The sequence below is a fragment of the Arthrobacter sp. SD76 genome (genome assembly GCF_049726125.1).
Lineage (GTDB): Bacteria > Actinomycetota > Actinomycetes > Actinomycetales > Micrococcaceae > Arthrobacter > Arthrobacter nitrophenolicus.
The window spans coordinates 768,096-793,906 of sequence record NZ_JBNBLR010000001.1; the positions used below are offsets into that span (position 1 = coordinate 768,096).

The following is a 25,811-nucleotide window of genomic DNA, read 5'->3' on the forward strand; positions in this document are numbered from 1 at the left end:
GCTCTATTTTTCCTAGAGCCGTGCCTACCTAGGTTTGTCGCAGTCTCCCTGGCTTCAAAGGGGCTCTTCATCGTACTCTTTGTCCAACGGCATTCCGCAGTGAAGATACAATTTTCGAACGATGCGAATTAACAGCGCTGAACGCATCCTTTATGGCCAGATCATAATCGTCGCGGCGTTCTTCATTCGCCGCCAGATCTTGAGCAAGTTTAGCCACGCGATTTGGATCAAAATCATGGACGTTGAAGACGTATTCCTCGAGGCCCAAATCTGCAAAGGCGCCAAACCCTTTTCGCTCGTAAGAAAGGTGGATGACGTAGTGGCCCGCACGCAGAGCCATTAGAGCAGCGTGCAGTCGCATAGCAACGACTACTCTAGCGGACGATGCTCCAGTCATGAGTGCTTTCGATTCCAGCACTTTTCTAGGCAGAAGGGATTCAACGGCCTTCGTATCGTTATTTCCACCAACGGTACTCTGAATGAAACTGTCGATTACTCCCAGTTGCGCGCGAAGTGGGTATACGGCCTGTGGAACACCACCACGATGGCTACGAACGGTGAGAACTATCGGAGCATCGGAGTCGAAAGGCAGAACTGCACGATTCATGCCAAGGATGGCTAAGTCCGGTGAGCGCTGTACGCCTGCCAACGCGTACTCCTCCAGGCTCCTCTCGTCTCGCACCCAAACTGTTGATAGTCGTTTGAGCAGAGCCGAAAGGAGGCGCCGGCTCCCGAGCCGGGCAGGACCGATACTCTGGGGAAGGTAAACGGACGGGGTAGAACTGAGGGCAGCCTGAAAAAGCTGCGGTCCCATTACCAGTCCAGTCTTCACAAGCTCGGTACACGATCCTGCTCTTAAATATCCACCGCCCACTCCCACAATCAGGTCAAAGTCCCTGAACTTTGACCTCAGCAGGGCCCTATATGCCGGGTCATAACCTGTCGGGTTCGGCTTGCTGCGTATGACTGGAATACCCAGATGATTGAAAGACTCCGGATACGAAGCAAGGAGCGTTACTTGAACGTCGTCGCCAAATGCCTCATGGATTAGATCCAGAGTCTCATCGACCAACAGACCATCTCCGCTGTTTTCAGAGCTATAGGCATTTGCAACCAAAACACGAATCATCTGAGGAGCTCCCTGTAAGCGTCCATGTGGGCATTCACGCTCTTGTCCCAGCTAAAACGGCCCGCCCAAGCCCGACCTTCAGCGGGCGCTCTATCCAGCCATTTTTGGTCTACCAGTGCTGAAGACAGAGCATGTTGAATGCTATGACGGTCGGTTCCCTTGATGATATTCGCGGGCCCACAAACTTCGGCCAGTGAACCTTTATCGGTAGTCAAAACGGGGGCGCCGGCTGCCATCGCTTCAAGTATGGGGAAGCCAAAACCTTCATAGAGACTCGGGAATACGAAGATGCGACACTTTTGCATTAGTGCGCGCCTATCCTCGTCGTTTACGAAGCCGAGATAAATTACGTTTGGCGAATCGGAAATGACGCGCATGCTCTCGTGATAATTCCAGGCTTGACGACCGGCAATCACAAGCGGAATAGCAGTGCTTGAGGTCGCATTAGCATTGATAGCTTCAACGAGTTCTACTAAATTCTTTCGCGGCTCCACATTGCCCAAATACAGGGCAAACTCATTGGGAAGCTTCTGAGCAAGTTCATCGGAAAGCGCAGTCGCCGTATTGAAGGCGGTGCCGTCGATACCGTGATGGATTACCGTAATGCGATCCCGAGGCACGTTGAAAACGGCTGAAATGTCGTCAGCGCTGGATTCAGATACCGTGATTACTTTGTTGGTATTTCTGATAGCTGCTGCCACGCGCTTTCGCCAAACGTATTCCTGCCGACTGGTCCTAGCTGTTGATATCCACCGGCTTGCTACCCCATGTACGGTCACCAAGGAAGGGCCCTTCGTTGCAACGACTGGCCCAGTATCGGCTACGAAATGTATCACCCGGTCTCGGGTAGGTGGACGAAGCGCCTCTAGCGTCTCAAGAATGGCTGTATGGACGGGATGTTTTCCGACTGGTATGCGATTGACTTCTACGCCGCGTTCGTAAAGTCCGCGGGCTATATTTCGGGCGTATGTTGTGTTCCCCCCAACATTACGGTCTAGAATTCGCGCAGGCATGGTTATTTTCATGCAAGTCCCCCATTAGGTCAATGTATAAATACGAGATAGCTAATTATTTAGCAAGAGTTGGAAATGCTTATAGAAACGTCGAGAAACGTTTCGACTTAACCGCGGTATTTTAGCGGGAATAAATATCACCGCCAGTACAAGCTGAAGGCGTGACGGTGGGTCTTTTGATGAACCGCGGCAGTTAAATAAGTATCTTTGCTTCGTCGATGACACTTTCGATTGCGAGGTTTACCCATTCGTCTCATTGCAAACTTTCTTCGCTAACGCAGAGTGGTTAGGCTGAGCAGCGTTTAGCGTTGATACTTGACGCCATTAATTATCGTCAAAGCCAATTTTCACTATTCAGCGGACATTGTAGGCTCAATAGCTCCTAGTGTTCGCTTGTAGTTGATTCGCGGTAGGGCCTGGGTAATTCGCAGGTACTCGTGTCGTTGAAGAATCTGCCGGAAGATTTTCGAGCGACAACTCGGAGTAAGCAGGGGCTTTGGCGTTGTCTCGGTTCCGCCGGCTCGATTTTGGCGCGCTGTCTGCTTTAGTTGTTTCATTAGAATAGTAAGTGTAAGAGTATGCGTCCGGCCCCTTGATGGGGAGGCGATTCATGACGATGCCAAGAACTTGTACGCCGACCATGTCCAAAGCCTTCAGGGACCTTTCCAAGTCTTGACGCTTCACCTTTTGAACACCTGCGACAACAATGACACCTCCCACCCGCTGGGCTAGTACTGCGGCGTCAGTAACTGGGAGCAGAGGCGGTGCATCGATTACAACGACATCGAACGCTTGCTCCAGCATGTCGAGAAGGCCGTGCATTTGAGCGGAGCCCAGTAACTCACTCGGATTCGGGGGAATGGATCCTGAGGTTAGAACGTAGAGATTGTCTTCACCCCAGGGTTGCAACAGGTCATTCACGTCTGCGGCACCTATAAGGGTAGTTGTCAGTCCGGCATTGCGATCCAGACCTAAATAGTCATTCACCATTGGTCGCCTCAGGTCAGCGTCGACGAGGCAAACGCTTTGTCCTCCCTGCGCCAAAGCGATGGCCAGATTTGTTGCCGTGGTGCTCTTGCCTTCCCCTGGAAGAGATGATGTTACAAGTACTGACTTGGCCGCACCGGCAACGTTAGCAAACTGCAGGTTGGTGCGGAGTTGCCGGAATGACTCCGCCCTCGCGCTGTGCGCCGAAATCTGCGTCAAGAGGGGGCGCTCATTCGCGTCGGAGTCGAACGCAACGCCACCAAGAACAGGTGCGTCAGTAACGCGGCGCAAATCCGCTTCGCCTCGGACTTTCGTGTCGAGGAGCGCGCGAAGCATTGCAGCAGCAACCCCCGCCACCAGTCCCAGGAGCAGCCCCAAAATTAGTATGAGTCGGGTGTTCGGGGCCGAAGGAACGGAAGGCGCGGTAGCGGGTGCTACTACAGAAAGTCGTACGGGTGACTCGCCGCCTGTTCTTGGTTTCTCGAGGGTTTCCACTGCGCGCACGAGACTTTCTCCAGTGGCTTGGGCAATAGCTGCCGCTCGAACGGGCGACGAGTCAGTAGCGGCGATATTGATAATCACAGTATTCACGTCATTGCTGGCCTTGATCCTGGCAGCCAGATGTTCTGGCGTCGCATCCAGGCCTAGTGAATCGATCACTGGCTGCAGGACTACAGGCGTGCTGACAGTCTTGACATACGACTGAACCCTTGCCTGCGTGAAAATGTTTCCTTGCTGGAGTTCCTGAACACTTCCTGAGCTCTGTATCGCAACAAAAAGCCGAGTGCTAGCAGTGTATGAGGGTTTGGTAAGCAGCACCGCGCTGCCGGCGATGAGAAGACCGGCGGCAGTGCAGGCAGAAATCAAAATCCAACAACGACGTAATACCTGGACATAGTCGCGTAGGTCCAAAACGGGTCCCCCTGGCCTCTCGTCTGGGGGGCTTGCCTTTGGCTCGCCACCAGAACGGCAATATTCGTGCGGTCCACAGTATTGTACCTATCAGCAAAGTGCCCGAGCGCCGGGAAGCGCTTGATTGACGGAGCGCTCCGGGCCGCCGGCCCCTCCGCCCAACATGGTTTCTCCTGCGAGAAGGAATGGCGTCCCTTAGCATGGCGAAGCCCTGCCGACGGGCGAACAGCATGCATGGTAACCCGCCGCTGTCCTATTGAGGACTACCCTTACGTCATTGCGGCTGATGTTGCAGATGTGCGTCACTACGCTGTATTGCCCGATCCGAGTGTAGAGAGGGCAATCGTAATTCCAGCACTCCGGAATGGCCTGTACGCACAATCGCCTAGGGCGGAGAATATAACCCCTAAGAAATGGTTATAGCTGACGAGTACTTGTATTTCCCATTACACCAGTACAGGAATATGGTGCGCCTGACATGGGACCTACGGCCACGGTTGCGAAACTGGGCCGGACAACGTCCCAGAATCCGGATGAGGGGGGGGGGGAGACTCAGCAGGCGACCTAAGTTGGCTCAGCACGGACTGTAAGCGGAGACTGCCGTGTGCCCGTTTCGCCTTTGGTCGTGGCTGTGGAAGAACAGTCCCACGTCGTTTCGCCCTGGCGGGTCGTGTGCGGGGGGAGTTTGGAGCGGGCGCACTCCTATCTGTGATCGCTCTGGTGCTGAACAGGATGCTGGAAGTTCTGCGCACGATCATGGCCGTCACCACGTTGGTATCTGCCTGGTAGTTGCTGCGTAACAAAAGCTATCAATTTGATCAGATCTCAAGGTTTTGTCTTGTAGCGTTCGGCATGGGGCGATTGGGGGCCGCGTACGCCCGGTCGTGTTCACGATGGGAGCTGGAACATCGGAAAATAAGGGTACTTCCCTGCTTTCTGCTTTTTGCTTTGACAGCCACAACAGTGGTTGTCGTGTTGATGGCTCTGAAATGGTAGATGCCGCAAGCGTTGCTCCTGCTATTGACGTGACTTGTCATTCACTCAGTCACATGCTTAGGTCATGGCGATGGGGATCACTATGACCAATGGAGGCTATTGTGGCTTTTTCCGAGTACGCCTTGGCGCTGTGTGCGCTGCTGGGCTCCCTGCTGGTTCCCTTCGTTGTCCTGTACCAAGTGCTGCGGCTTAAGCGGCGAGCCGTACGGATCACCGTTTCCACCCCCGCACTACGAGGTGACCGCCGCTAGCCATGCCGTACGTTGATATCAATCCCCACAAAGGTCGCCCTAAGTGGCAGGGCTATGCGGTCCTAACCGTTCTGTTGATCCTCACAGCCGCCGTCGTGGCTGCTGCACTTTTGCGCCTCTGACCTGCCCAGGATCGAGACCCCCTAGACTTACTGTTTGAATCAGTGCCGCAGAACCTAAGCCGAACGTCCTGGGGGACAGACATGCCCGATCCGGCGGATCAGAACGCACGCGCCCATGCAGAGGATGCAGGCCAGCCGCAGCGCCGTCGCCGCGACCTTCGTCGCACCGACGATGAACTGACGGATGTCCGGACAGGAACCATGCCAGCCATAACACCCGACACCTCCAGCCAGCTTGATGCCGGCTTGCCGGCCACGCCCCGGACCTCTTGGGCCGAGGCGGCAGCCGCAGCCGATGAAGCCAAGCAGCCCACTCCCGTGCCCGCCCCCACGCGGGCGCCGTCATCTGCAGAGCCAGCGACTCCCGACAGCACTTCCTCCCGGCAGCCCGACACTGCCCGGCATGTGCCCCCGATGCCGGCAGATGCTCCCTCGGACGCCCCGGCCTTCCGGCGCAGCCGGCCCACTGTTGCTGATACCATTGCGGACAGTCCCATGCCGGACTTCATCAGCTCGCCAGGGCTGTTCGTCAAGGAACAAAAGCCGCGCCCTGTCGGCGGATTCCGCGGTGCCCTCTACAAGCTCTCGGGCGGTGCCTGGAACCTTGGCCCCGGTGCGAAGCAGCGCCAGGAAGACGAACTAGCCCGGCGCATCTCCCGGCAGCTGCATGGCAGCTATAACACTGCCGTACTGAGCCTTAAAGGTGGCATCGGGAAAACCTCGACGACAGTAGGTGTTGGCCTGACTCTGGCGGAGTACCGGGGCGACGCCCCCTGCGCGATCGACGCCAACCCGGATTCGGGGGACTTGGTAGAGCGTGCACTGGGGGAGGGCATCTACCAGCAGTCCAGCCCCCGTACGATTACAGATCTTCTCAAGAACATCGAGTCCGTGGATTCGCTGACCGCCTTGGCGCAGTACATGCACCATGCCGGCCGGCTGCACCTGATAGCGGGGGAGCAGGACCCGGAGGTTTCTGACTCTTTGACCGCCGAGGAATACCTGCGGATCCGCAAGCTCGTCTCCAGCTACTACTCTGTTGCGTTGACCGACTGCGGTACTGGGGTCACGCACAACGCGATGAGCGGCATCCTGCAGTCAGCCGACAACCTGGTCATTGCTGCCGGCTACGCGGTGAGCGGTGCCAAGCGCGCCCGCAGCACCCTGCACTGGCTGGCCAGCCACGGATACGAGGATCTGGCACGCAATGCCATCGTAGTGATCACTGACAAGGACGAGGTGTCCTCGCGCGTGGACAAGGACGCCATCGAGGAACACCTCGCCGGGATCTGCCGTGAACTGATCGCCGTCCCGCACGACCGCGGGGTGGCGGACGGCGACCTGGTCACCCTCGACGTGCTCAAGCCGGAAACCCGGCGGGCCTACAAGGAAATCGCTGCGGCGATCGTCGACGGGTACCGGTAGTTCTACTCAGCGTCCTGTCATGTTTGAGGAGCAACTAAGTGGAGGACGTCGGCCCGGCGTTCGTTGTAAGGCCTATGGTAGACACGGCGCCAACACCCAGGCCGTTTGGGAGATAACCACGTTTTCGAACATTTGAATGAGGGACGTCAACTGTCCTGCAGTTGCGGTAAAGTGCCGGGCGCCTGAGCGGATTGTGGCTGTCTGGAGAATTGACTGCCTCGGCAGTATCGGAAGGTTGATTGCACCCGGCCGGGCAAATATACGGAACTTAACCGGTCCCTGTTGCCTCACGTCAATAGGTCGGGGGCGACTATTTCGTTGCCTCACCGGAAAGGTCCGTTTCGGATACGAGTTGAACCAGATGTTGATCTTGTAGTCGCGGGGAGCGGCTTTCGCTTGGGCAAGCGCTTCAAGCTGTCCGGTCAGGCCTAGGATTTGCCGTGACAGTGCCGCGGGTTTGAGGCGTTTGAACTGCGCGTCCATGGTGATGACGGGGCGTTTGCCGACGCCCGGATGGCGGGCGGCGCGCTGATGCGGCGTGAGGGCGGCATCATGTTTCTTGACCACCTTGGCCCCGTGGCGTTCTTTTGAAAGCAGCTTCTGCTGGGGCAACAAGTAGTTGGTGAACAGCGCATCGAGTTCCCAGATGGCGTTGAGTTTCTCCAGCTCAGCGGCTGTGTCGTAACGGTAGTAACCCACCAGCTCACGCACACGCGCCCAGTTCTTCTGTTCCACATGGGCGCCATCGTTCTTGTTTCCCGGCCGGGAACGGGTGAAGGTGATTTGCCGGGCATGGCAGTACTCCAGCAGGTAGTCGTTGATGAACTCGGACCCGTTGTCAGAGTCAATCCCAAGAATCGGAAACGGGAACCGCCCCAAGGCGTACTGCAGGGCTGCGAACACCCACTTCTGGGCCTTGTTCGGAACCGACCGGTTCACCGTCCATCCGGTCGCGATATCAGTCACCGTCAGGGTAAAGCAGAACTGTCCGGAGGCCATCCCGCCGTCATGCCCGACCAGGTCGATCTCCACGAACCCGGGCGCCGCGTCAACCCAGTCCGCCCACGTCCTTACCGGGATCTGGGACTTCAGCAACGACCCGGGCTTGGTATGCGACCGGCCCCGCAGCACCAGTTTTGCCCGCTCCGGAGCAAGCTTCCGGTCAATCGTCGCCGCGCTCATCCGCATCAGCAGCACCGCCTCCGCGTCCGTCAGTTCCAGTTCCCCGTCCCGGCGCAGCAAGGGCACGAGCACCGGCAACATCGGCGCCAGCCTCTTGCCGGCAGGAGCCCGCAGCACCGCCCAGCAGACCACCAGCGCCTCGATCACCCGCTGACCATAAACCGGAGGCCGCGGCGGACGCGCACGCACCGGGCGCAGTTCCAACGCCTGCCTCAAAGCCCGCCGCGTATAGTCCCGGTTCCAGCCTGTCAGCTCCACAAGCTCATCCAGGATCCGCACCTTCTCCGTCCGGCTCCCGCGGGCATACGCCCGGGCCTTGACCACCATGACGGCCCTGCGGTGGCTCATCGTCAGTCCCATCCCTCAAGGATGTCCGCGCCCGGATCTTCCCGGACCTTTTCCAATGAGGCAACGTATCCCGCCACGCGGACCTTTCCAATGAGTCAACGCGCGGTCTTACTTGCCTCTAACGGGGCCGTAGAATTAGCCCAGTCTTAGATCCAACATGGGGGAATCATGGCGCAATTGACGCTGACCAAAAACCGCTCTTCGTCTCCGACCCGGAAACAGCCCCACGCAAAGCGCCTGGACGTCCAAGGGCTTCGTGCCATCGCAGTCTTGGCAGTTGTCGCCAATCACCTGATCGGATTCCCTGGCGGCGGCTTCGTCGGCGTTGACATCTTTTTTGTCATCTCGGGCTTCGTGATTACCCTCGGCCTAATACGAGAGCACGAGACGACCGGCCACCTCTCTTTCAAGGACTTCTACTTCCGCCGGGTGGCACGCATCCTGCCCGCTGGCATCCTCACCATCGTTGCCACAGTGACTGTCAGCTACATCGCGTTCTTCGCGGAGCGCGCCAACAGCATAATGCAAGACGGGCTGTGGGCGTTCCTCTTCTCAGCTAACTGGCGCTTTGCCATGACAGGAACGGACTACTGGGCTGAGGACGCGCCGGTGTCGCCGTTGCAGCACTACTGGTCCCTGGGCGTAGAGGAGCAGTTCTACTTCCTGTGGCCTCTGGTGCTTGTTCTGGTCCTGGGGCTCGCTGCCCGCCTTGGAGCATCCATCGGTGCACGCCGCGTCACCCTGGCTGCGGTCCTGGCTGCAATTGTGGGACTGTCCTTCGCGTGGGCTTTGGCGGAAACTGCAAACAATGCGTCGTGGGCGTACTTCTCCACGCCCTCCCGCACATGGGAGCTTGCCGTCGGCGCGCTGCTCGCAGTCCTCAACCCATTGTTCAAGCACATTCCTTATGCACTCCGGTCCACGCTGGGATGGGCGGGCATCGCTGGCATAGCCGCGAGCATTGCGATCATCGCCAAGTCCTTCACGTTCCCGGCACCGTGGGCCGCACTCCCGGTTGTCTCCACCGCCATAGTCATCCTTGCCGGGACCGGTGGCCCGATCCGTGGATTCCAGTTCCTCACGAACCGCGTTTCCGAGTACATCGGAAACGCCTCATACTCGCTTTACCTCTGGCACTTCCCCGTGATCATCATCGGCGGCGCCCTTTGGCCCACCGAGGACATCACGTTTTACGTCGTGATGGTTCTACTGATGTGCTTCCTCGCCGTCGCGTCCTTTGAGTTCGTGGAGAAGCCGGCACAGAAGCGACTGATGGCTATGTACAAGGGCGGCACTTGGCGTCCGTCCCGGGAAGCGGAAGAGCGCGCCGAACATGGAGCGCTGGCAGTACCTTGGCCTCGGAACGCTCGCAATAGCATTGGCAATCGTGCTGCCGCTCGCGCTTCAGAAGACAGCAGCAGTTGAAGCCTCACCGGTCCCGGTCACATTCGGAACGCTGAAGCCCTCAACCCCCGCAGAGGAAACAAACGCCACGCGCCTTACAGCACAAATCGATGCAGCCCTTGCCGCGCCGGCGTGGCCAGAACTATCGCCCTCGTTCGACAACATCCTCGCGGAAGGTAAACCTGATGAGGACGCCGGCTGTGGCAACACCGACATTGCCGCGGGCGGGTGCGTATTCGGCACCGAGAAGCCACAAACCGCTGTAGTCCTCGGCGACTCAACCGGCATCACCCTGCTGCCAACCGTTCGCGCCGCAATGGGCACCGACTACAACGTGCGCGGCATGACAAAGGCCGGTTGCGTCACGCTGGACTTGGAAATTCTAGACGACCGCCCGGGATTCATGGCTGATTGCGCCGCCTTCAAGGCGGCGGCAATCGAGGAAATCAATCGGACTAAGCCGGCGATTGTCTTCATTACAAACACCTCCGGTGTTTTCGGCTCCCTCGTTTCCAATGCACGGGGCACGGAGGCTCAGCAGGAATGGTTGATGGGCACTGCCCGGCTGCTCGAAGCTCTGAAGCCTAGCGGCTCCAAGCTCGTCATTGTAACCGCACCGCCGGGTGGGAAGTCGCCCGCCGAGTGTGCAACCAGAACCAGCACGCCGCGTGACTGCATGTACGAGGTCAACTCGAACTTCGTGGAAACGGCTGCGGCCATGCAGTCCGCCGCCGAAGCTGCGGGCGCCAAGATGATTGACACCCGCAGCTGGTTCTGCTCGTCCGGTTATTGCCCTTCATTTGTCGGCAATACCCCGGTTAAGCGCGACACTGTCCACACGACGAAACAGTACGCGGCCTTGCTGGTACCCGTCTTTACGGACGCCGTCGCTGCCCTTAGCAGCCAGGGCACCGAGGACTCATGAGCATGGAACCTCTAACCTTCGCCGTCTTCGCACTCATCCTCGCTGCTACCGTCAGTGCTGGCATCTGGGTCAGACGGAATCCCCCGCATTCCCGATTCGGATGCGGATGCGGAGGACGAAGACGAGCGGTCGAAGGCTATCCGCTAGAACGAGTCAGCCGGGTACTTCCCGATGGCCAGTGAGGCGCGGTCAGCGTAGATCGTTTCGTTGCTGCCTGTCCCGCTCGAATCGAGCTGAATGTTGCAGGTCAGAACCGTCATAGCAGCACGGCACCGGATCCTCATGATCTTCCAGAACCACACATCGTTGATGGGCTTCCACTGGTCCGAGATGATCAGCTGCGGGCCATCGTTGAGCGAGATTTGCGTTGCGGTTTGCGGTGTCCCGGTCGGGCTGTACATCCGCACGGCAAATGTCACGTCCTTGCCCGCCATGAGCTTCGCCTGCGCGGTGATGTTCTGGACCAGCTTGGCCGTCGAGCCTGCCGTGGTTTTGACGAGCTGCGCGGAGAACGCCTTGGTTTCCTTGAAGGTGGCGATGTCTGATTCCGGTGTGGCGGTGACGTCGTTGGGGTTGGTCAGGAAGTTGCGGCGCGTCTCAAGGAACGCGGGGAGCGCGGGGCTGAGCGGCCGCGCGGCGGTGTTCTTCAAGAACAGGGGTTTCATCATGGCGTACAGCCAGACGACGGCTCCAGCGTTGGACGGGTGTAGGCCGTCCGCCGTAACGAGGGTGTTAGCGATGGTGCGCCCGTCTGCGTAGAACGCTGCGCACACACGTTGGCGACGTAGCGGTCGCGGAGTTTCGGGTCCGTGCCCGCGTCGATGCCCATGTTGAGTGCAATGCTGTTTTTTGTTGTGCCCGTGCGCGATGATCATCAGGTCCACGCCGGACGTAGCCGGGGTCACCAGCAGCGAAGACCATTTGATGAGGGGGTAGCCGGTGTCCTTGCCAGCTACCGCGCCCATCCACAGGTGGATTGTCCGCGCCCCGGTGCCTGCGATTGTTTCGGCAGCGTCATAGGTCGATGTGCCGTCGTTGTACTAGCGCCTGGAGATGGTGTGCGTGGGGTACTGGGCGGCGGGCAGGCGCTCTCCCCAAGTATCCACCTGGACGCCGGTCTGGTCTAGGCCGGTGTACTTGGCGGTGGTCGAGTCACCGACGATGAGAATGTTCACATCGTTGGTGCCCGCAGCGATCTTTTGCAGCGCGGGGGCGAACGCTGATGTCGCCGCGCCTTTGCCTCATACGTTGTCGCCGCTTCGGTCTTATTCAGCTTGGAAGTCTCCACTCCCTTTCCGGCATAAGTGGCTGTCTATACAATGCAACTGTTTCCGGCTACCACGGTGACCGTGATGCGCAGCGATAATTATGAGCACCCGCGTTGCGATCCGTTCCGACAATGGGCATTTGAACAGGTGAAGTCGTCCAAACCTGATCTACTCATCCTCTCTGACTCTGTCGACGCTAGCCGAAGGTTGGCGTCAAAGGCCGAAAGTATGGCAGCTGTTACTGAGTGGCAGACGGGCACCGCTGCAACGCTGGCCAGTTTGACCGGAGCGGCGGGCCGCATAGTGATGCTGGACCCACCGCCGGGTGGCAAGGGCTTGTAGGAATGCGTCACGAGGGTGAGCAAGCCCGCTGATTGCGTTGCCTCGCCGGACAATGGTTATGACGAACTGTCTAGCGTCGTGAGAGGCGCCGCGGAGGCAATGCCAGACGAGAATATTGAAGTGATCCGCACTCGTGACTGGTTCTGTTCCGGCAATTATTGTCCCGGTTTCGTAGGTACCACTCCGGTTTATGCTGACAAAAGCCATCTGACTAGTAGTTACTCTTCTAATCTCGGGCCGCTGGTCGCCTCGGCGCTCAAGTTGTAGACCGAACAGATAACTTCTCCGGTCATTATTTGTCACGCCCTGGCCTGACAACTGGAAACGCCGTTGAACCGTTACCGCTCTAAACGGTTAGGCTCGCGCTTCCCACATCACGTCTCGGTTGGCCGTAACCGCGGTCGGAACCATGATCTGGAACTGGGACGACGAGATGGTGTTTACGTAGGCGTCAGCGGTTTCGGGGCCGCGCCCGGTGAGCATGACTACCACGGGTGTGGCGTTCAGGCCGTGGTTGACGGTGATGCTCGTGCCGCCGGATGCGATGGTGGCGACCCCCTCGTTCTCGGTGACGTAGACCCCATCATTCCGGCGCACCCGGGTGCTCGCTCCGGCTTTGCTGACGCCTCCGTTTCGGATCAGGTTTCCCTCAATGAGGTTGTTGTCCGAGATGCTGCCCTCGGCAATGCTGAAGCCGGTGTTGTTGCGAATGAGCAGACCGCGTACACGGGTGCGCTGCGTGGATAGCGTTGAGCTGCCGAGCTGTACGGAGCGCCCTCCACCATCGGTGTAGCCGTCCGCCACGAGGCTGTCGGTGATGCTGCCCAGAAACACGCAGTTCTGCGCGTTCGTCAGCCCAGCGGTAGGGTACTGGATTTCCGGGTTGATGATGAGGCTGTTGCCGCCAGCGATGTGGATTCCGTTGTACCCACCCTTGACGTTTATCACGCGGACGTGCACTCGGGAGCGGACCAGAGTCACAGCGTAGAACGGGTGCAGGGTGAAGAAGTCCGTAACTCCAAGTCCGGTGCCGCAATCAATAAGGGTCACATCGAACTCGGAATCCTGAGCGCGAACGATATCCACGCCACTGCGGGCTGTGCGAATGAATGTCGAGTCCGTCACCCGGATGTTGCTCACCTTGGATGAGCTGTGCACGTCGTTGATCGTGAAGCCCTTGTTGGCGCAGTCATAGCCGACTAGTCCGGTGAATGCCATGTTCTCGATGGTCCGAGATTCGGCGGCAGCTACGGAGCGATTTGTCTGGTTTATGCGGACCAAGGAGGCGTGCTTGGACGTTCCGATCACGTTGGAGACGGTGAAGTTCCGGACGTCCCTATACTGGGCCGAGATGCCCAATAGGTCATCGCCTGCTACCCCGTGGATGCCGTCGATGGTCACGTCCTGGCAGTCGAAGAAGTGGATGCCGTCTTGGTTGATGTGCTCGCTGTGGGTCCGGTAGTTCGTCAGGTAGATGTCCGTGCTGTCGGTGATCAGCCCTCCAAATGCAAGTGGCCACAGCACAGTGACGTTGTCCAAGGTCAGACCAGTGATCTTCTTGAGGTGTATCGCGTGCCAGCTTGCCGGGGGCCTTGGATCACTATCCGTGGTCCGGCTGGCGTTGAGCGTGAGCCCGGTGATCTTGATGTTGCTGTTGCCGTTGGCCCAGTCGTTGGTCACCATCGACTGGGCAGCGTCGGCCGCCAGGGTCAGAGTGGTGCCGGTAGCGTCCCAGTTCAGGTTCGAGGAAAGCACCACCGGGCCTGTGATGGTCGCGTCACCAACCGACCGCTTGACCCCCAACGCGCTCGCTGACGCCAGCCAGGCCGTAATGTCGGCCGCCGTAGTCGTGTTCGTGATCTTCAACTGACTGGCATACGTGTCAGAAAGGTTAGGAAGTTGTTCGGGGAGAATCTTGGCGTTCGCGTCCAAGGTTGCAACGCCCGAGGGTTTCGCCTTTTCAGCCGTCGGGATATACGTGTTGGGAGACGTCTTATCGCCCCCAGGGGCAGCATGCGCGCTGTCGGCAGACATAGCTGAAAATGCGGAAGCGCCCGTTAGCGCAGTTATCACGGTCCCCGATATAAGGAGCCCCCGTCGCTTTACTTCGGGCGATGCCGACTGATCCCCGATGCCGATCTCTTTGGCCATGTTCAGAAGCTATTTGGCCTGAGCTTGCACAACCACCGTGGAAGTTACGTGTCTTGTCGGCCAGGGTGGCACTCGTTTGGCATCGGCGATACTCGAGTCTGGCGCCGGGGTGAGGAGCAGGCCACCTATCTCCGTCTGGCCACGACGAAAGGGCTAGGGCATCTAACGCGTGCTGTTGCCCGCCATCGGAATCGTCAGATCGAAGCCTGGGCGCCCGTGAATACCGAGCGACCGGTGGAGGCCCTCGCGAAGCATCGTCATCACCTTGAGCAAGGCGATGATGCCGAGCAGCGAGTACAGGTTGTAGGTTGCGCTAGACGCAATCAGCACTGTGAACACGCCGTAGCCGAGCCAGCTCCAGAGGTATGCGTTAGGGTACCAGTTACCCTGCGCGCTGATCACGCCGGAGTGGAACATTGCCTCCAGCCGGCCCAGCAACCAGCCACATGCGAGAGCAGCGACGATAACCCCAGCCGGCCCGAAGTTCATGAACATCTCAAGCGACCAGCCGCCGCGGAAGCCATAATGGTCTTCCCACCCGAACAAGTTGGACGTCGTGAAGATCTCCCAGGACCACGTCCCACGGAATTCGGACAACGATGAGGGTATGAAGGACATGAGTCCGGCCAGATAGGTGTTCCCGCCAAGCTGCTCACCGGCCATCCGCTGATCCCAGCCCGCGGCGACATACGCGCCGTCGCGCACGTCAGAGAATGTGTTGCCGTACAGGAAGTCGTCAACGACTCCGCTTAGTTGGAACTCGCCGCCCGCCCTGAAGGAAGCGAGGAACAAGCCAGCTACTCCGAGCAGCACTAGGCTTCCGAGAATAAGCCCCGTCCCATTTCCCGCCCGGTTCTGGTAACGGCGGTATACCCACATGAGGATCACGAGCTGAGCAACAGAAAGTAAGGACGTACGACCGCCTGTGAAGAGCATGCAGACGAGCCCCGCGATGATCAAGAGCGCGTATCGTCGGGATCTAGCCATGAAGCTCCACACAACGAGTACTGACGTGGTGAACAGGATCAGGTAGTTCACGAAGTTGTAGACCGGGCGCAGGCTCTCGTAATCATTGAACACCGTACGGCTGCCGAACAGCGGGATGGCGCCCACCACAATCAGACAGCCCGCGAAGGCGAGCACACCGATGAACAGCGCGGTCGATACAGTGGTTATCGCGATGAACGGGGGTCTGGACACCAGTGGCGGAGTTCGCCGCTCCGACTTCCGGCTTTCCACGAACCAGAGCATGGCGACGATCAACGAGAACCCGAAAGAATTCACGCCGATGCTCAGGTCAAGATACGGCGAGAACGGCCCGGCCGACAGGGTAGGGCTGAGTACGAACCACGCCTGATCGTTGTACTGGTAGGGTGCTACGACCAGCAGCGCGAACGCGAAGGTGTAGACCACAATTGTGTACGGGCTGAAGAGGTACTTCCGGGCGGCGACCTTCCAAGCGGTGTAAGCAAACGTCACTGCCACCGCAATCCAATACGCGGCGAGTACCCACGCAGGGGCGTACGAGAAGAAGGTCGTCATTGTCGAAACTATACCGGCACGTCAGTGGCGGACAGGCCCGCTGATGGGGGCGCATCAATGAGATACACCGTGCCCGCACATAACACGCGCTTCACGGGCACCACTCGTGTTCAGCTCCTGAATGAGGCTTACGCAGTACGGATTGTCGGGTCCGTTGGCCTTGACATTGACGACCTGCTGATTTCCAGCAGCGGGCGCCGTACTCTCAACGGCCTTTGCCCGCATGGAAGCGTCCTCGCTGAGCAAGAACAACGTCACAAAGCGGACAACCTTCGGGCCGAACACGATCCCCAGCAACACCGCACTGAGCATCGACGCGGCAGCGCAGGGTGAAATCTACATGCCCCGCATCCCCGGCACTCGGATATGTTCATGGTGTTGGCCCTCCAGACTAACCACGCCCTGACCGGCATGCTGATCTTTGATGCCAATCCTGAGCCGCCGACGCCGGGTCCGCCGTCGATGCTGCTGAACTCGATGCCGGTTTCCATGTTGGAGATGATCGGGTTATCGATTCGAGCGCGGTTGCAGACGCGGTCCCATCGCCCTCCGAAGGTGGCGACGTCGCCGCCGACGGCGATGCCCGTTCCGTTCCCGAAGGAAGTATTGCCGGCGACGTTAGGGTTGATGATCTGGCAGCCCGGAGGTTTTACCTTGATGATGGCCGTGCGCCCCGTGCGGCTCGACACGTTGATGCGGGCGCCGCGGTGAAAGCGCATAACCTTGCGCGGGTTGAGCGTCGCGTAAGACGGGGAGCCGAGGGACATCACGGTGTCCGTGGCATCGACGTAGTTGCTGGGAAGCACCCGATCTCACCGGATACTGCGTTGTCATCAGGCAGGGCGTCCGCCGCCTGAATCACGGCAAGGTCCCCCCGTTCCTGTGCAAACGTAGTCGGCAAGCTTCTTCATCAGCGCCGCGGAGTCGGATGCCGCCACAGACAGACGCGCCCGCTCCTTGGGGACATAATTGGCAGAAAGTGACTCTCCGTCTTCACGCCCAGTCCTGCCACGGGAGGGGGCGACGACCCACACTCATCGCGTATCCACGTCCTCGAACACCAGGAACGTCTGGGTGTCCAGCACGCCCGGCATGGACTGCAGCTGGTCGAAGATGACCCGGCGCAGGTCGATGTTGTCCACGGCTCGGACCAGCAGGATCACGTCGAAGTCGCCGCCCACCAGGGCAATGTGGTGCACCTCGGGGATGGCACCCAGCTGGTCGCGCAGTTCCCGCCAAGCGTCCTGCTTCAGCTTCAGGGTCACGTAGGCGGAGGACTTCAGCCCCGCCTTGATCGGGTCCACCACGGCTGTGAACCGGGACAGCACCCCTTCGCCGGTCAGCCGGGCGATGCGGGTGTAGGCGTGTGCCCGGGAGATGTGGACGTTCTCGGCCACCTGGGTCACGGACATCCGGCCGTCCCGGGTGAGCTCGGCAATGATGCTGCGGTCGATGTCGTCCAGCGGCACCGGCTCCGTCCGGGTTTCTTTTGCTGGCATTTTCTCCACGGCCCCTACTCGTCATCCGGCCCACATTTGCAAATCGTCTCCCAGCTTAGGCAGGCCGGAGCAGCTTCTCCACGATTCAGGCGCGCACCGGATACGAAAAGTCCCTCCATTGCCCTGCGCGAGGACAGGCTCAGCGAGCCCGGCCACGACCATATACTTGGGCCGCCGGCAGAGCGCACCGGGGACCCTTGGCAGCGGGAACAGCGGGGCGGCTTCCGGGCCCTGATGGACACTGATGATTCGTAATACTGGGCGTGACTTGATCAAACCTTGAGGGTGTGTTTTGTAGCATCGCGGCATGGGGAGATATGGGGAACTTACAGCGTGCGGCAGTCGCGGCGGGAGCTGAGGCAGCGGAAAATAAGGGTACTTTCCTATTTTCTGCTGGCTGCCCTGGCCGTCGCGACGGTAGCTGTTGTGGCGATGGCGTTGCGGAGGTAACACCTGCCGGCGGTGCGGTGCTGTCGACGTGACTTGTCATTGCCCTTGTCACGTGCTTAGGTCTGGGTGATCGTAGATCACTCTGACCGATGGAGACTGGTGTGGCTATATCCGAGTACGCCCTAGCCCTGAGCCTGCTGCTGGGCACCCTGCTCGTTCCTTTTTTTCGCCGTGCACCAGCTGCTCAGGCTCAAGCGGCGCGCCATGCGGGCCACTGTTCCCGCCGCGCGACGCAAGGACCGCGCCTGACATGCCGTACGTCGACATCAACCCCCATAAGGGCCGCCCCAAATGGCAGGGCTACGCCGTGCTCGCCGTCCTCCTGGTCCTCACCGCAGCCGTAGTGGGCGCCGCCCTGGTACGCGTCTGACCCAGGCGCAGCGAACCGGGATCACGTCTAGACGACTCAGCGCCGCCGGGCGTCGTGGAGTTCCGCTGCCCTCCGGATGAAGTCGCAGTCGCTGGGGAAAGGAGGCTTTCGCCGTGCCGGTCCTGTTCGAACTCGGCTCCGGTGGCCTTTTTGATCTCTGCCGCAACGGTCCGGGGGAGGATGCGGCAGCCGGGATTGTCCACCAGCCAATGCCGCGTCTCTGGTCGAGCCGGTCCCACAGCTGCTTAATGTCCATTACAGATCCCCGCCCTTTGTAATTTCCCTATGCATGAATGATGTGAGACGGAGGGGACCGCAGTGTCCCCTCCGCGTCTCGGCCGCACCAGGAGATCCCCGTGTAGGGGAGACCAGTCGCCTGTGCGGAATCTTCTCCCTGTGATGAGTGGAAAAGATACCCGAATATTGGCCGATAGACGCTTTTCGTCAATCGGGCTCATCAGAGTGTGCTCCCCGTGCAGGGAGAGGTCAAGGCCTCTTCTCAAACCGTCAAACCCATTCCCCGGCACCGGCGCGCCGGGCGCTGCGGGTTGTTCCCGCCCGGCATGCCTGGCATTTCGTCCATCGGTTCGGCGCGTAATGCACATCACACTTACGATTCGTCTCCCAGCTGGGCTCGATTCGTGCAGCTTCTCCACGGTTTTCGCAGGTGCTGGATACGAAACCTTCCGCAGGTCAATACTGGGAAGGAATAGTGGCAACAGAAGGAACGGACCAATGACGATCTCCGCAGACCACACGGCTCGGGATGCAACAACCGCCGGCCAGGCAGGCATGCCGCACGAGGACGCGCTCACCGAGGCCGTGAAGAAGTTCGGCATCACGGCCGAGGACTACATGCTCCCGGCCCGGCACCAGATCCAGATGGTGGACCCGGACGGCCGGCTCATCGCGGAAGGTGAGCAGGGCACCGAACCCGGCCACGAATACCCCCTGCCCGGCGAAGAGGAACTGCTGGCAGCGTACGAGCAGCTCGTCGTCGGACGCCGCGTCAACGACCAGAACTCCGCCCTGGTCCGGCAGGGCCGCATGGCCGTGTACCCGTCCAGCCACGGCCAGGAGGCCTGCCAGGTGGCGGCCGCCCTGTGCCTGTCCGACGGCGACTGGATGTTCCCCACCTACCGCGACGCCGTCGCCGTGATGACCCGCGGCGTGGACCCGTGCAGGTGATGACCATCTTCCGCGGCGACTGGCACGGCGGGTTCGACCCCCTCAGGCACCACGTGGGCATCCAGCCAAGACGGACGTTTCGGTAGCGGCCAAAACCTGTAGGCCGTTGATCCCGGGAAGGGGGCTGTGCCCGGGACATCCAGTCCGGGTGCGGCGCGCGCCGTCGTGTCGATCCGCACTGTCTGGTTACACGCGGCGCCATCGGCCGCGTAGGTGATGGAGGCCGCGACGCCCGGGGTGATGATGCAGGCGGGCGCCGGATTGCATCGCCCACTGGCAATGCTTGAGCCGCCAAGGGGTTTGAAGGGGTTAGGTGGCCGCTCGGCTAGGTAGGTACAGGGGTTATAGAAATCAGGTACTGAGGACTGTTGTGTGGTCTTTCGCACCGGCCTACCGTTGCGTAACTGGAAATAGGCGTGCTAGGGCACAGGCCGCGCGGGCTCATCCTTTCCTCGGTCGATGCCCTCCACAGACATGACTCCGAGGGCACAATTATGCGTTTGTTCCGTCTTTTCACCGCTTTGCTTCTCGCCGCGGCCGCCGTTGTCGCGCTCCCCGTCCCTGCCCAGGCGGCCGATCTCGGAGTGCCCGGGCCATCATATGCAGGCGACGGGGTGAGAACGCCGACTGCGGACAAGGCCCAAAGCAAGCTCTGGTTCCAGGACGGCAGCTGGTGGGGGCTGCTATGGAGCGCGTCAGCAAATGCGACGAAAATCCACAAGCTCGACGGCACAACGCAGCAGTGGCAGGAAACAACAACGGTCGTCGACACGCGGGTGAGCGCACGCGGCGACGCGCTCTGGGACGCAACGGGCAACAAACTCTACGTCGTCTCCGGCACCACTGTGCTCTCGGAATGGAGCTCGCCACCATCCCAGACCGCGGTGACGTCCGGGTCCGCAGCACTTCACCGGTTCAGCTACGACCCGGTGGCGAAGACCTACTCACGGGACGCTGGATTCCCCGTCACCCTTCACAACGGAAGCACTGAATCGATCACGGTTGCCAAAGACTCCACCGGCAAACTCTGGATCACCTACACCCTCGTTGCGTCCGACAACAGCAACCGCGTCTACGTCAACCACTCAACAACCAGCGACACGGAGTGGGGCACTCCATTCGTCCTGCCGACGACCAACGCCCAGGTGCACCACGACGACATCTCTGCAGTCACGTCCTTCCAGGGCGACAAGATCGGCATCATGTGGAGCAACCAGCGGACAGGGCATAAGCGGTTCTACTTTGCCGTCCACCAGGACGGCCAGCCAGTGAACTCCTGGCAGACAGAAGTTGCCTACGGCGGCGGAGTCAACTGCAGCGGCGGCTGCGCGAACGACCATCTAAACCTCAAGCAGCTCACCAGCGACGGCAGCGGCCGCCTCTACGCAGCGATCAAGACAGCCCACCAGAACGTCGGCCAGACCTTTGTGGCCCTCCTGGTACGCGACAGCAAGGGCCAATGGACCAGTGCGCAGTACGGCGTCGTCGAGGACGAACACACCCGGCCCATGGTCATGATCGAAGAGATGGCCACGGGGGCCAGTAAGATCTGGATGTTCGCGGTCGCGCCCGAGGAGGGCGGCACCATCTATTACAAGACAACCTCAACAACCAACCCTTCCTTCGCGCCCGGCGCCGGCACCCCCATCATCAGCAGCACCACCGACAAAGACATCAACGACCCCACCTCAACAAAACAAAACGTCAACAGCCAAACCGGTCTGGTAGTGCTGGCAGCCTCAAGGACCAACTCCCGCTACTGGCACGCCCACATAGCTCTCGGTGGTGGAACAACCCCCTGGCGGCGGGGATAACACCGCGCCGACGGTGACCGCTGTGTCGCCGGAGGATGGGGCGGCCGGGGTGGCGGTGAACACCAATGTGACGGGGACCTTCTCCGAGGCGATGGACGCGGCCACGATCAACGCCACCACCGTGGCGCTGAGGAGCGCGGCCGGGGCTGCTGTGACGGCCACTGTGACCTATGACGCCCCCAGCAGGACCGTCACCCTGGACCCGACCGCGGACCTTGCCGCTTCCACAACCTACACCGCGTCCATTAGCACAGGAGTGAAGGACGCCAACGGTAACGCCCTGGCCACGGCCAAGACGTGGAGCTTCGCCACCGCCGCCGCTACCGGCGGTGGCGGCGGAACAACCGAGACGATCACCGTCGAGGCGCTCGAGGACAGTTATGTGTCCAGTGGCGCCACCACGACCGATTATGGTTCAGCCACGGTGCTGGAGGTGGATGGCAGCCCCATCAAGATCAGCTACCTGAAGTTCGACCTTGGCCTTCACGCGGGTAAGACGATCACGGCGGCCAAGCTGCAGCTCCGGGCAACTAACGGCTCGTCTGGCAGCCAGAGGGTCAAGCTCTCGGACGACAACTGGACCGAGAGCGCGATTCGCTACAACTCCCGCCCGCTACCCGGCGCCCTGGTAGGGACGTTGACCGGTCCAACCAGCGCTGCTACCTACAGCGTCACCCTCGACACGGATGCAGTGGCAGCGGAATTGGGCCAGCAGCTGTCACTGGCGTTGGACTCCTCCAGCGGCGACGGGTTGGACTTTGCTTCCAGCGAGAACACCACCCCTGAGAACAGGCCCAAACTCATCCTCACCCTCGGCGGGGAGGGTTCGGGCGGCGGGGATAACACCGCGCCGACGGTGACCGCTGTGTCGCCGGAGGATGGGGCGGCCGGGGTGGCGGTGAACACCAATGTGACGGGGACCTTCTCCGAGGCGATGGACGCGGCCACGATCAACGCCACCACCGTGGCGCTGAGGAACGCGGCCGGGGCTGCTGTGACGGCCACTGTGACCTATGACGCCCCCAGCAGGACCGTCACCCTGGACCCGACCGCGGACCTTGCCGCTTCCACAACCTACACCGCGTCCATTAGCACAGGAGTGAAGGACGCCAACGGTAACGCCCTGGCCACGGCCAAGACGTGGAGCTTCGCCACCGCCGCCGCTACCGGCGGTGGCGGCGGAACAACCGAGACGATCACCGTCGAGGCGCTCGAGGACAGTTATGTGTCCAGTGGCGCCACCACGACCGATTATGGTTCAGCCACGGTGCTGGAGGTGGATGGCAGCCCCATCAAGATCAGCTACCTGAAGTTCGACCTTGGCCTTCACGCGGGTAAGACGATCACGGCGGCCAAGCTGCAGCTCCGGGCAACTAACGGCTCCTCTGGCAGCCAGAGGGTCAAGCTCTCGGACGACAACTGGACCGAGAGCGCGATTCGCTACAACTCCCGCCCGCTACCCGGCGCCCTGGTAGGGACGTTGACCGGTCCAACCAGCGCTGCTACCTACAGCGTCACCCTCGACACGGATGCAGTGGCAGCGGAATTGGGCCAGCAGCTGTCACTGGCGTTGGACTCCTCCAGCGGCGACGGGTTGGACTTTGCTTCCAGCGAGAACACCACCCCTGAGAACAGGCCCAAACTCATCCTCACCGTGACCTCCCCCTAGCACTTCGGGGCTTCGCAAATTCCACACCGGCGCCGCCGTCTGCGTCGCAGGCCCTGGAGGCCCGGAATGTAACCCAGGTTCGGCATATGGCGGTATGGGCGTGTGCCCTTAAATGTGGACGTTGTCCGCCACCTGGGTCATGGAGTGTAGGCAGATTCCCAACTTTAATCAGTCCCTATTAAATGGTGGTTGCCCCGCAAAGGCGAAGGCGGCCGCGCTGTCCCGCTGCACCTTATATCGCCCTCAAGAGAGGGCAACTGCCGCAGGGCAGGTCGAGCCCATTTGGTAGCGGGCAGCGCATCCAACCCCGCCAATCTGTCCACCGGTTCGGCGCGTAATGCGCGTCACACTTACGATTCGTCTCCCAGCTGGACCCGATTCGTACAGCTTCTCCACGATTTCCGCAGGTGCTGGATACGAAACCTTCCGCAGGTCAATACTGGGAAGGAATAGTGGCAACAGAAGGAACGGACCAATGACGATCTCCGCAGACCACACGGCACGGGACGCAACAAGCACCAGCGAGGCTGGCGCAGTCCAGCACGAGGACGCGCTCACCGAAGCCGTGAAGAAGTTCGGCATCACGGCCGAGGACTACATGCTCCCGGCCCGGCACCAGATCCAGATGGTGGCCCCGGACGGCCGGCTCATCGCGGAAGGTGAGCAGGGCACCGAACCCGGCCACGAATACCCCCTGCCCGGCGATGAGGAACTGCTGGCAGCGTACGAGCAGCTCGTCGTCGGACGCCGGGTCAACGACCAGAACTCCGCCCTGGTCCGGCAGGGCCGCATGGCCGTGTACCCGTCCAGCCACGGCCAGGAGGCCTGCCAGGTGGCGGCCGCCCTGTGCCTCTCCAAGGGCGACTGGATGTTCCCCACCTACCGGGACGCCGTCGCCGTGATGACCCGCGGCGTGGACCCGTGCAGGTGATGACCATCTTCCGGGGCGACTGGCACGGCGGGTTTGACCCCCTCAAGCACCACGTGGGCATCCAGTGCACCCCGCTCACCACCCAGCTGCTGCACGCCGTCGGCGTCGCGCACGCCGCCAAGCTCCGCGGCGAGGACACCGTGGTGCTGGCCATGTGCGGCGACGGCGCCACCAGCGAGGGCGACTTCCACGAGGCCCTTAACTTCGCCGCCGTCTTCCACCTGCCCGTCATCTTCTTCGTCCAGAACAACAAGTACGCCATCTCGGTGCCGCTGGCACACCAGTCCGTGGCGCCGTCGCTCGCGCACAAGGCCGTGGGCTACGGCATGGCGGGCGAACGCGTGGACGGGAACGACGTCGTCGCGCTGCTCGCCGTCCTGGACCGCGCCGTGAAACTTGCCCGCGAAGGCTCCGGCCCCCTGCTGGTGGAAGCCAACACCTACCGCATGCAGGCCCACACCAACGCCGACGACGACACCCGCTACCGGGAAAGCGCCGAGGTTGCCGAGTGGCGGGCCAAGGACCCGGTGAACCGGATGCGGACCTACCTGACGGACCGGGGCCTGCTGGACTCCGCGGGCGAGACCCGGATCGCCGAAAAGGCCGAGGCCGTGGCCGCGCAGCTCCGCGAGGGCCTCAGCGAGGACGTGCCCGTGGACCCGCAGGAACTCTTCCGCCACGTCTTCGCTCGGCAAACGCCGCAGCTGAAGGAACAGTCCGCCCTGCTCGCCGACGAAATCGCCCGCGACGCCGCAGCATCATCACAGGAGGCAGCCAAGTGAGCCCCACCGTCACCACCTCGTCCGAGGCCAACGGCAACGTGTCCGCCGCCACCGCCCGGGCCGCCGCCTCCGCCGCGGCCACCGCCGAAGCCGCCGGCCCGCAGCCGGTCACCATGGCCAAGGCCCTCAACACCGCCCTGGTGGACGCCATGTCCGCCGACTCCTCCGTCCTGGTCTTCGGCGAGGACGTGGGCACCCTGGGCGGGGTCTTCCGCATCACCGACGGGCTCACCAGAACGTTCGGCGAGCAGCGCTGCTTCGACACGCCACTGGCCGAGTCCGGGATCGTGGGCATGGCCGTGGGCATGGCCATCAACGGGATGCGCCCGGTGGTGGAGATGCAGTTCGACGCGTTCGCCTACCCGGCGTTCGAGCAGATCGTCAGCCACGTGGCCAAGATGCACAACCGCACCCGCGGTGCCGTGAAGCTGCCCATGGTGATCCGGGTTCCCTACGGCGGCGGCATCGGGGGAGTGGAGCACCACTGCGACTCCTCCGAGTCCTACTACGCCCACACCGCCGGCCTGAAGGTCTACACCCCGGCCACCGTGGCGGACGGGTACCGGATGCTCCGCGAGGCCATCGACTCGGACGATCCCGTCATGTTCATGGAGCCCAAGAAGCTGTACTGGTCGAAGGACCTGGTGGACCTGCGTCCCTGCGCGCTTCCTATGAGGAAGGCACGACGGCGGGCCTTGTGTCTGAGGGGCGGGCCGCCGTCGCGCGTCCCGGCACCGACGCGACGCTGATCGCGTACGGACCCTCCGTTCCCACTGCTCTGGCTGCGGCCGAGGCTGCCGCGCTGGAGGGGCGCTCGCTGGAGGTTATCGACGTGCGGACCCTTGTCCCGTTCGACGACGTTACTGTGTGTGAGTCCGTGCGGAAGACCGGCCGCGCCGTGGTGATCGCCGAGGCACACGGCTTCGCGTCCGTGTCCTCCGAGATCGTGGCCCGGGTGCAGGAGCGCTGCTTCCACCACCTGGCCGCCCCCATCCGCCGCGTCACCGGGTTCGACATTCCGTACCCGGCCCCAAAACTCGAGAAGTACTACCTGCCCGGCGTGGACCGCATCCTCGACGCCGTCGACGATCTTCAGTGGGAGGACTGATTC

General features: G+C 61.1%; 17 protein-coding genes and 3 pseudogenes. 11 read left to right on the forward strand and 9 right to left on the reverse strand.

Features of this window, described 5'->3' with window-relative positions; translation table 11 throughout:
- Positions 1–67: 67 nt before the first annotated feature.
- The 3 genes from ACPEE0_RS03775 to ACPEE0_RS03785 form a co-directional block, all read right to left on the reverse strand.
- Positions 68–1,129 (reverse strand): polysaccharide pyruvyl transferase family protein, encoded by a 1,062-nt coding sequence (locus ACPEE0_RS03775; RefSeq protein ID WP_424573943.1) that lies wholly within the window; start codon positions 1,127–1,129, stop codon positions 68–70.
- Positions 1,126–2,154: a glycosyltransferase family 4 protein gene (locus tag ACPEE0_RS03780; protein WP_424573944.1), complete on the reverse strand. Its 1,029-nt coding sequence runs from the start codon at positions 2,152–2,154 to the stop codon at positions 1,126–1,128. The genes ACPEE0_RS03775 and ACPEE0_RS03780 overlap by 4 nt, the downstream gene beginning before the upstream one ends.
- 360 nt (positions 2,155–2,514) lie before the next feature.
- Positions 2,515–4,041, reverse strand: coding sequence for a polysaccharide biosynthesis tyrosine autokinase (locus ACPEE0_RS03785; RefSeq protein ID WP_424573945.1), 1,527 nt, complete (start codon positions 4,039–4,041; stop codon positions 2,515–2,517).
- Between the two features lie 1,097 nt (positions 4,042–5,138).
- Between ACPEE0_RS03785 and ACPEE0_RS03790 the strand changes: the two genes are divergently transcribed.
- Positions 5,139–5,288, forward strand: coding sequence for a hypothetical protein (locus tag ACPEE0_RS03790; RefSeq protein WP_424573946.1), 150 nt, complete (start codon positions 5,139–5,141; stop codon positions 5,286–5,288).
- Between the two features lie 323 nt (positions 5,289–5,611).
- Positions 5,612–6,835: a MinD/ParA family ATP-binding protein gene (locus ACPEE0_RS03795; protein ID WP_424573947.1), complete on the forward strand. Its 1,224-nt coding sequence runs from the start codon at positions 5,612–5,614 to the stop codon at positions 6,833–6,835.
- A 72-nt stretch (positions 6,836–6,907) separates the two neighbouring features.
- Here the strand turns inward: ACPEE0_RS03795 and ACPEE0_RS03800 are convergent, their stop codons facing one another.
- Positions 6,908–8,344, reverse strand: coding sequence for a DDE-type integrase/transposase/recombinase (locus tag ACPEE0_RS03800; RefSeq protein ID WP_424573948.1), 1,437 nt, complete (start codon positions 8,342–8,344; stop codon positions 6,908–6,910).
- 189 nt (positions 8,345–8,533) lie between these two features.
- Between ACPEE0_RS03800 and ACPEE0_RS03805 the strand changes: the two genes are divergently transcribed.
- Together ACPEE0_RS03805 and ACPEE0_RS03810 are read left to right on the forward strand one after the other, a co-directional pair.
- Entirely contained in the window at positions 8,534–9,790 is a 1,257-nt protein-coding gene (locus ACPEE0_RS03805) for an acyltransferase family protein (RefSeq protein ID WP_424573949.1), read from the forward strand.
- Positions 9,753–10,694 carry an SGNH hydrolase domain-containing protein gene (locus tag ACPEE0_RS03810; RefSeq protein ID WP_424573950.1) on the forward strand — a complete coding sequence of 314 codons (942 nt, stop codon included), beginning with the start codon at positions 9,753–9,755 and terminating at the stop codon, positions 10,692–10,694. The genes ACPEE0_RS03805 and ACPEE0_RS03810 overlap by 38 nt, the downstream gene beginning before the upstream one ends.
- Before the next feature lie 143 nt (positions 10,695–10,837).
- Here the strand turns inward: ACPEE0_RS03810 and ACPEE0_RS03815 are convergent, their stop codons facing one another.
- Both ACPEE0_RS03815 and ACPEE0_RS03820 read right to left on the reverse strand, forming a co-directional pair.
- Complete coding sequence (locus ACPEE0_RS03815) at positions 10,838–11,659, reverse strand: hypothetical protein (protein ID WP_424573951.1); 822 nt, start codon at positions 11,657–11,659, stop codon at positions 10,838–10,840.
- A gap of 75 nt (positions 11,660–11,734) precedes the next feature.
- A complete protein-coding gene (locus tag ACPEE0_RS03820; RefSeq protein ID WP_424573952.1) occupies positions 11,735–11,869 on the reverse strand; it encodes a hypothetical protein in 135 nt (44 codons plus the stop codon).
- Between the two features lie 450 nt (positions 11,870–12,319).
- Between ACPEE0_RS03820 and ACPEE0_RS03825 the strand changes: the two genes are divergently transcribed.
- Positions 12,320–12,571, forward strand: a complete 252-nt coding sequence (locus ACPEE0_RS03825) for an SGNH hydrolase domain-containing protein (protein ID WP_424573953.1) — start codon at positions 12,320–12,322, stop codon at positions 12,569–12,571.
- 87 nt (positions 12,572–12,658) lie between these two features.
- Here ACPEE0_RS03825 and ACPEE0_RS03830 read toward each other — a convergent pair whose 3' ends face one another.
- Together ACPEE0_RS03830 and ACPEE0_RS03835 are read right to left on the reverse strand one after the other, a co-directional pair.
- On the reverse strand, positions 12,659–14,455 hold the full coding sequence (locus ACPEE0_RS03830) for a hypothetical protein (protein WP_424573954.1): 1,797 nt from the start codon (positions 14,453–14,455) through the stop codon (positions 12,659–12,661).
- A gap of 162 nt (positions 14,456–14,617) precedes the next feature.
- Positions 14,618–15,997, reverse strand: coding sequence for an O-antigen polymerase (locus tag ACPEE0_RS03835; RefSeq protein ID WP_424573955.1), 1,380 nt, complete (start codon positions 15,995–15,997; stop codon positions 14,618–14,620).
- Between the two features lie 372 nt (positions 15,998–16,369).
- On the opposite strand from ACPEE0_RS03835, the gene ACPEE0_RS03840 reads away from it, so the two are divergent.
- Complete coding sequence (locus ACPEE0_RS03840; RefSeq protein ID WP_424573956.1) at positions 16,370–16,708, forward strand: hypothetical protein; 339 nt, start codon at positions 16,370–16,372, stop codon at positions 16,706–16,708.
- Between the two features lie 323 nt (positions 16,709–17,031).
- Here ACPEE0_RS03840 and ACPEE0_RS03845 read toward each other — a convergent pair whose 3' ends face one another.
- Entirely contained in the window at positions 17,032–17,496 is a 465-nt protein-coding gene (locus ACPEE0_RS03845; RefSeq protein ID WP_035751762.1) for an Lrp/AsnC family transcriptional regulator, read from the reverse strand.
- Positions 17,497–19,051: 1,555 nt separating this feature from the next.
- On the opposite strand from ACPEE0_RS03845, the pseudogene ACPEE0_RS03850 reads away from it, so the two are divergent.
- The 5 genes and pseudogenes from ACPEE0_RS03850 to ACPEE0_RS03870 form a co-directional block, all read left to right on the forward strand.
- A pseudogene (locus ACPEE0_RS03850) lies at positions 19,052–19,569 on the forward strand (thiamine pyrophosphate-dependent enzyme); the annotation flags it as partial.
- Between the two features lie 549 nt (positions 19,570–20,118).
- The gene (locus ACPEE0_RS03855) at positions 20,119–21,318 is read left to right on the forward strand and encodes a hypothetical protein (protein WP_424573957.1); all 1,200 of its coding nucleotides are present in this window, start codon (positions 20,119–20,121) and stop codon (positions 21,316–21,318) included.
- A gap of 22 nt (positions 21,319–21,340) precedes the next feature.
- Positions 21,341–22,987: an Ig-like domain-containing protein gene (locus ACPEE0_RS03860; protein ID WP_424573958.1), complete on the forward strand. Its 1,647-nt coding sequence runs from the start codon at positions 21,341–21,343 to the stop codon at positions 22,985–22,987.
- Positions 22,988–23,462: 475 nt separating this feature from the next.
- Positions 23,463–24,700: pseudogene (gene pdhA, locus ACPEE0_RS03865) on the forward strand (pyruvate dehydrogenase (acetyl-transferring) E1 component subunit alpha).
- Positions 24,697–25,808 (forward strand): annotated as a pseudogene (locus ACPEE0_RS03870) (alpha-ketoacid dehydrogenase subunit beta). Before pdhA ends, ACPEE0_RS03870 begins: the two co-directional pseudogenes overlap by 4 nt.
- The last annotated feature ends 3 nt before the right edge of the window (positions 25,809–25,811 follow it).

Coding starts and splice junctions, on each gene's coding strand:
- ACPEE0_RS03845 (WP_035751762.1), bottom strand. CDS start 17,496: ATGCCAGCAAAAGAAACCCGGACGGAGCCGGTGCCGCTGGACGACATC.
- ACPEE0_RS03805 (WP_424573949.1), top strand. CDS start 8,534: ATGGCGCAATTGACGCTGACCAAAAACCGCTCTTCGTCTCCGACCCGG.
- ACPEE0_RS03775 (WP_424573943.1), bottom strand. CDS start 1,129: ATGATTCGTGTTTTGGTTGCAAATGCCTATAGCTCTGAAAACAGCGGA.
- ACPEE0_RS03795 (WP_424573947.1), top strand. CDS start 5,612: ATGCCAGCCATAACACCCGACACCTCCAGCCAGCTTGATGCCGGCTTG.
- ACPEE0_RS03830 (WP_424573954.1), bottom strand. CDS start 14,455: ATGGCCAAAGAGATCGGCATCGGGGATCAGTCGGCATCGCCCGAAGTA.
- ACPEE0_RS03815 (WP_424573951.1), bottom strand. CDS start 11,659: ATGGGCGCGGTAGCTGGCAAGGACACCGGCTACCCCCTCATCAAATGG.
- ACPEE0_RS03780 (WP_424573944.1), bottom strand. CDS start 2,154: ATGAAAATAACCATGCCTGCGCGAATTCTAGACCGTAATGTTGGGGGG.
- ACPEE0_RS03835 (WP_424573955.1), bottom strand. CDS start 15,997: ATGACGACCTTCTTCTCGTACGCCCCTGCGTGGGTACTCGCCGCGTAT.
- ACPEE0_RS03800 (WP_424573948.1), bottom strand. CDS start 8,344: ATGGTGGTCAAGGCCCGGGCGTATGCCCGCGGGAGCCGGACGGAGAAG.
- ACPEE0_RS03840 (WP_424573956.1), top strand. CDS start 16,370: ATGGTGTTGGCCCTCCAGACTAACCACGCCCTGACCGGCATGCTGATC.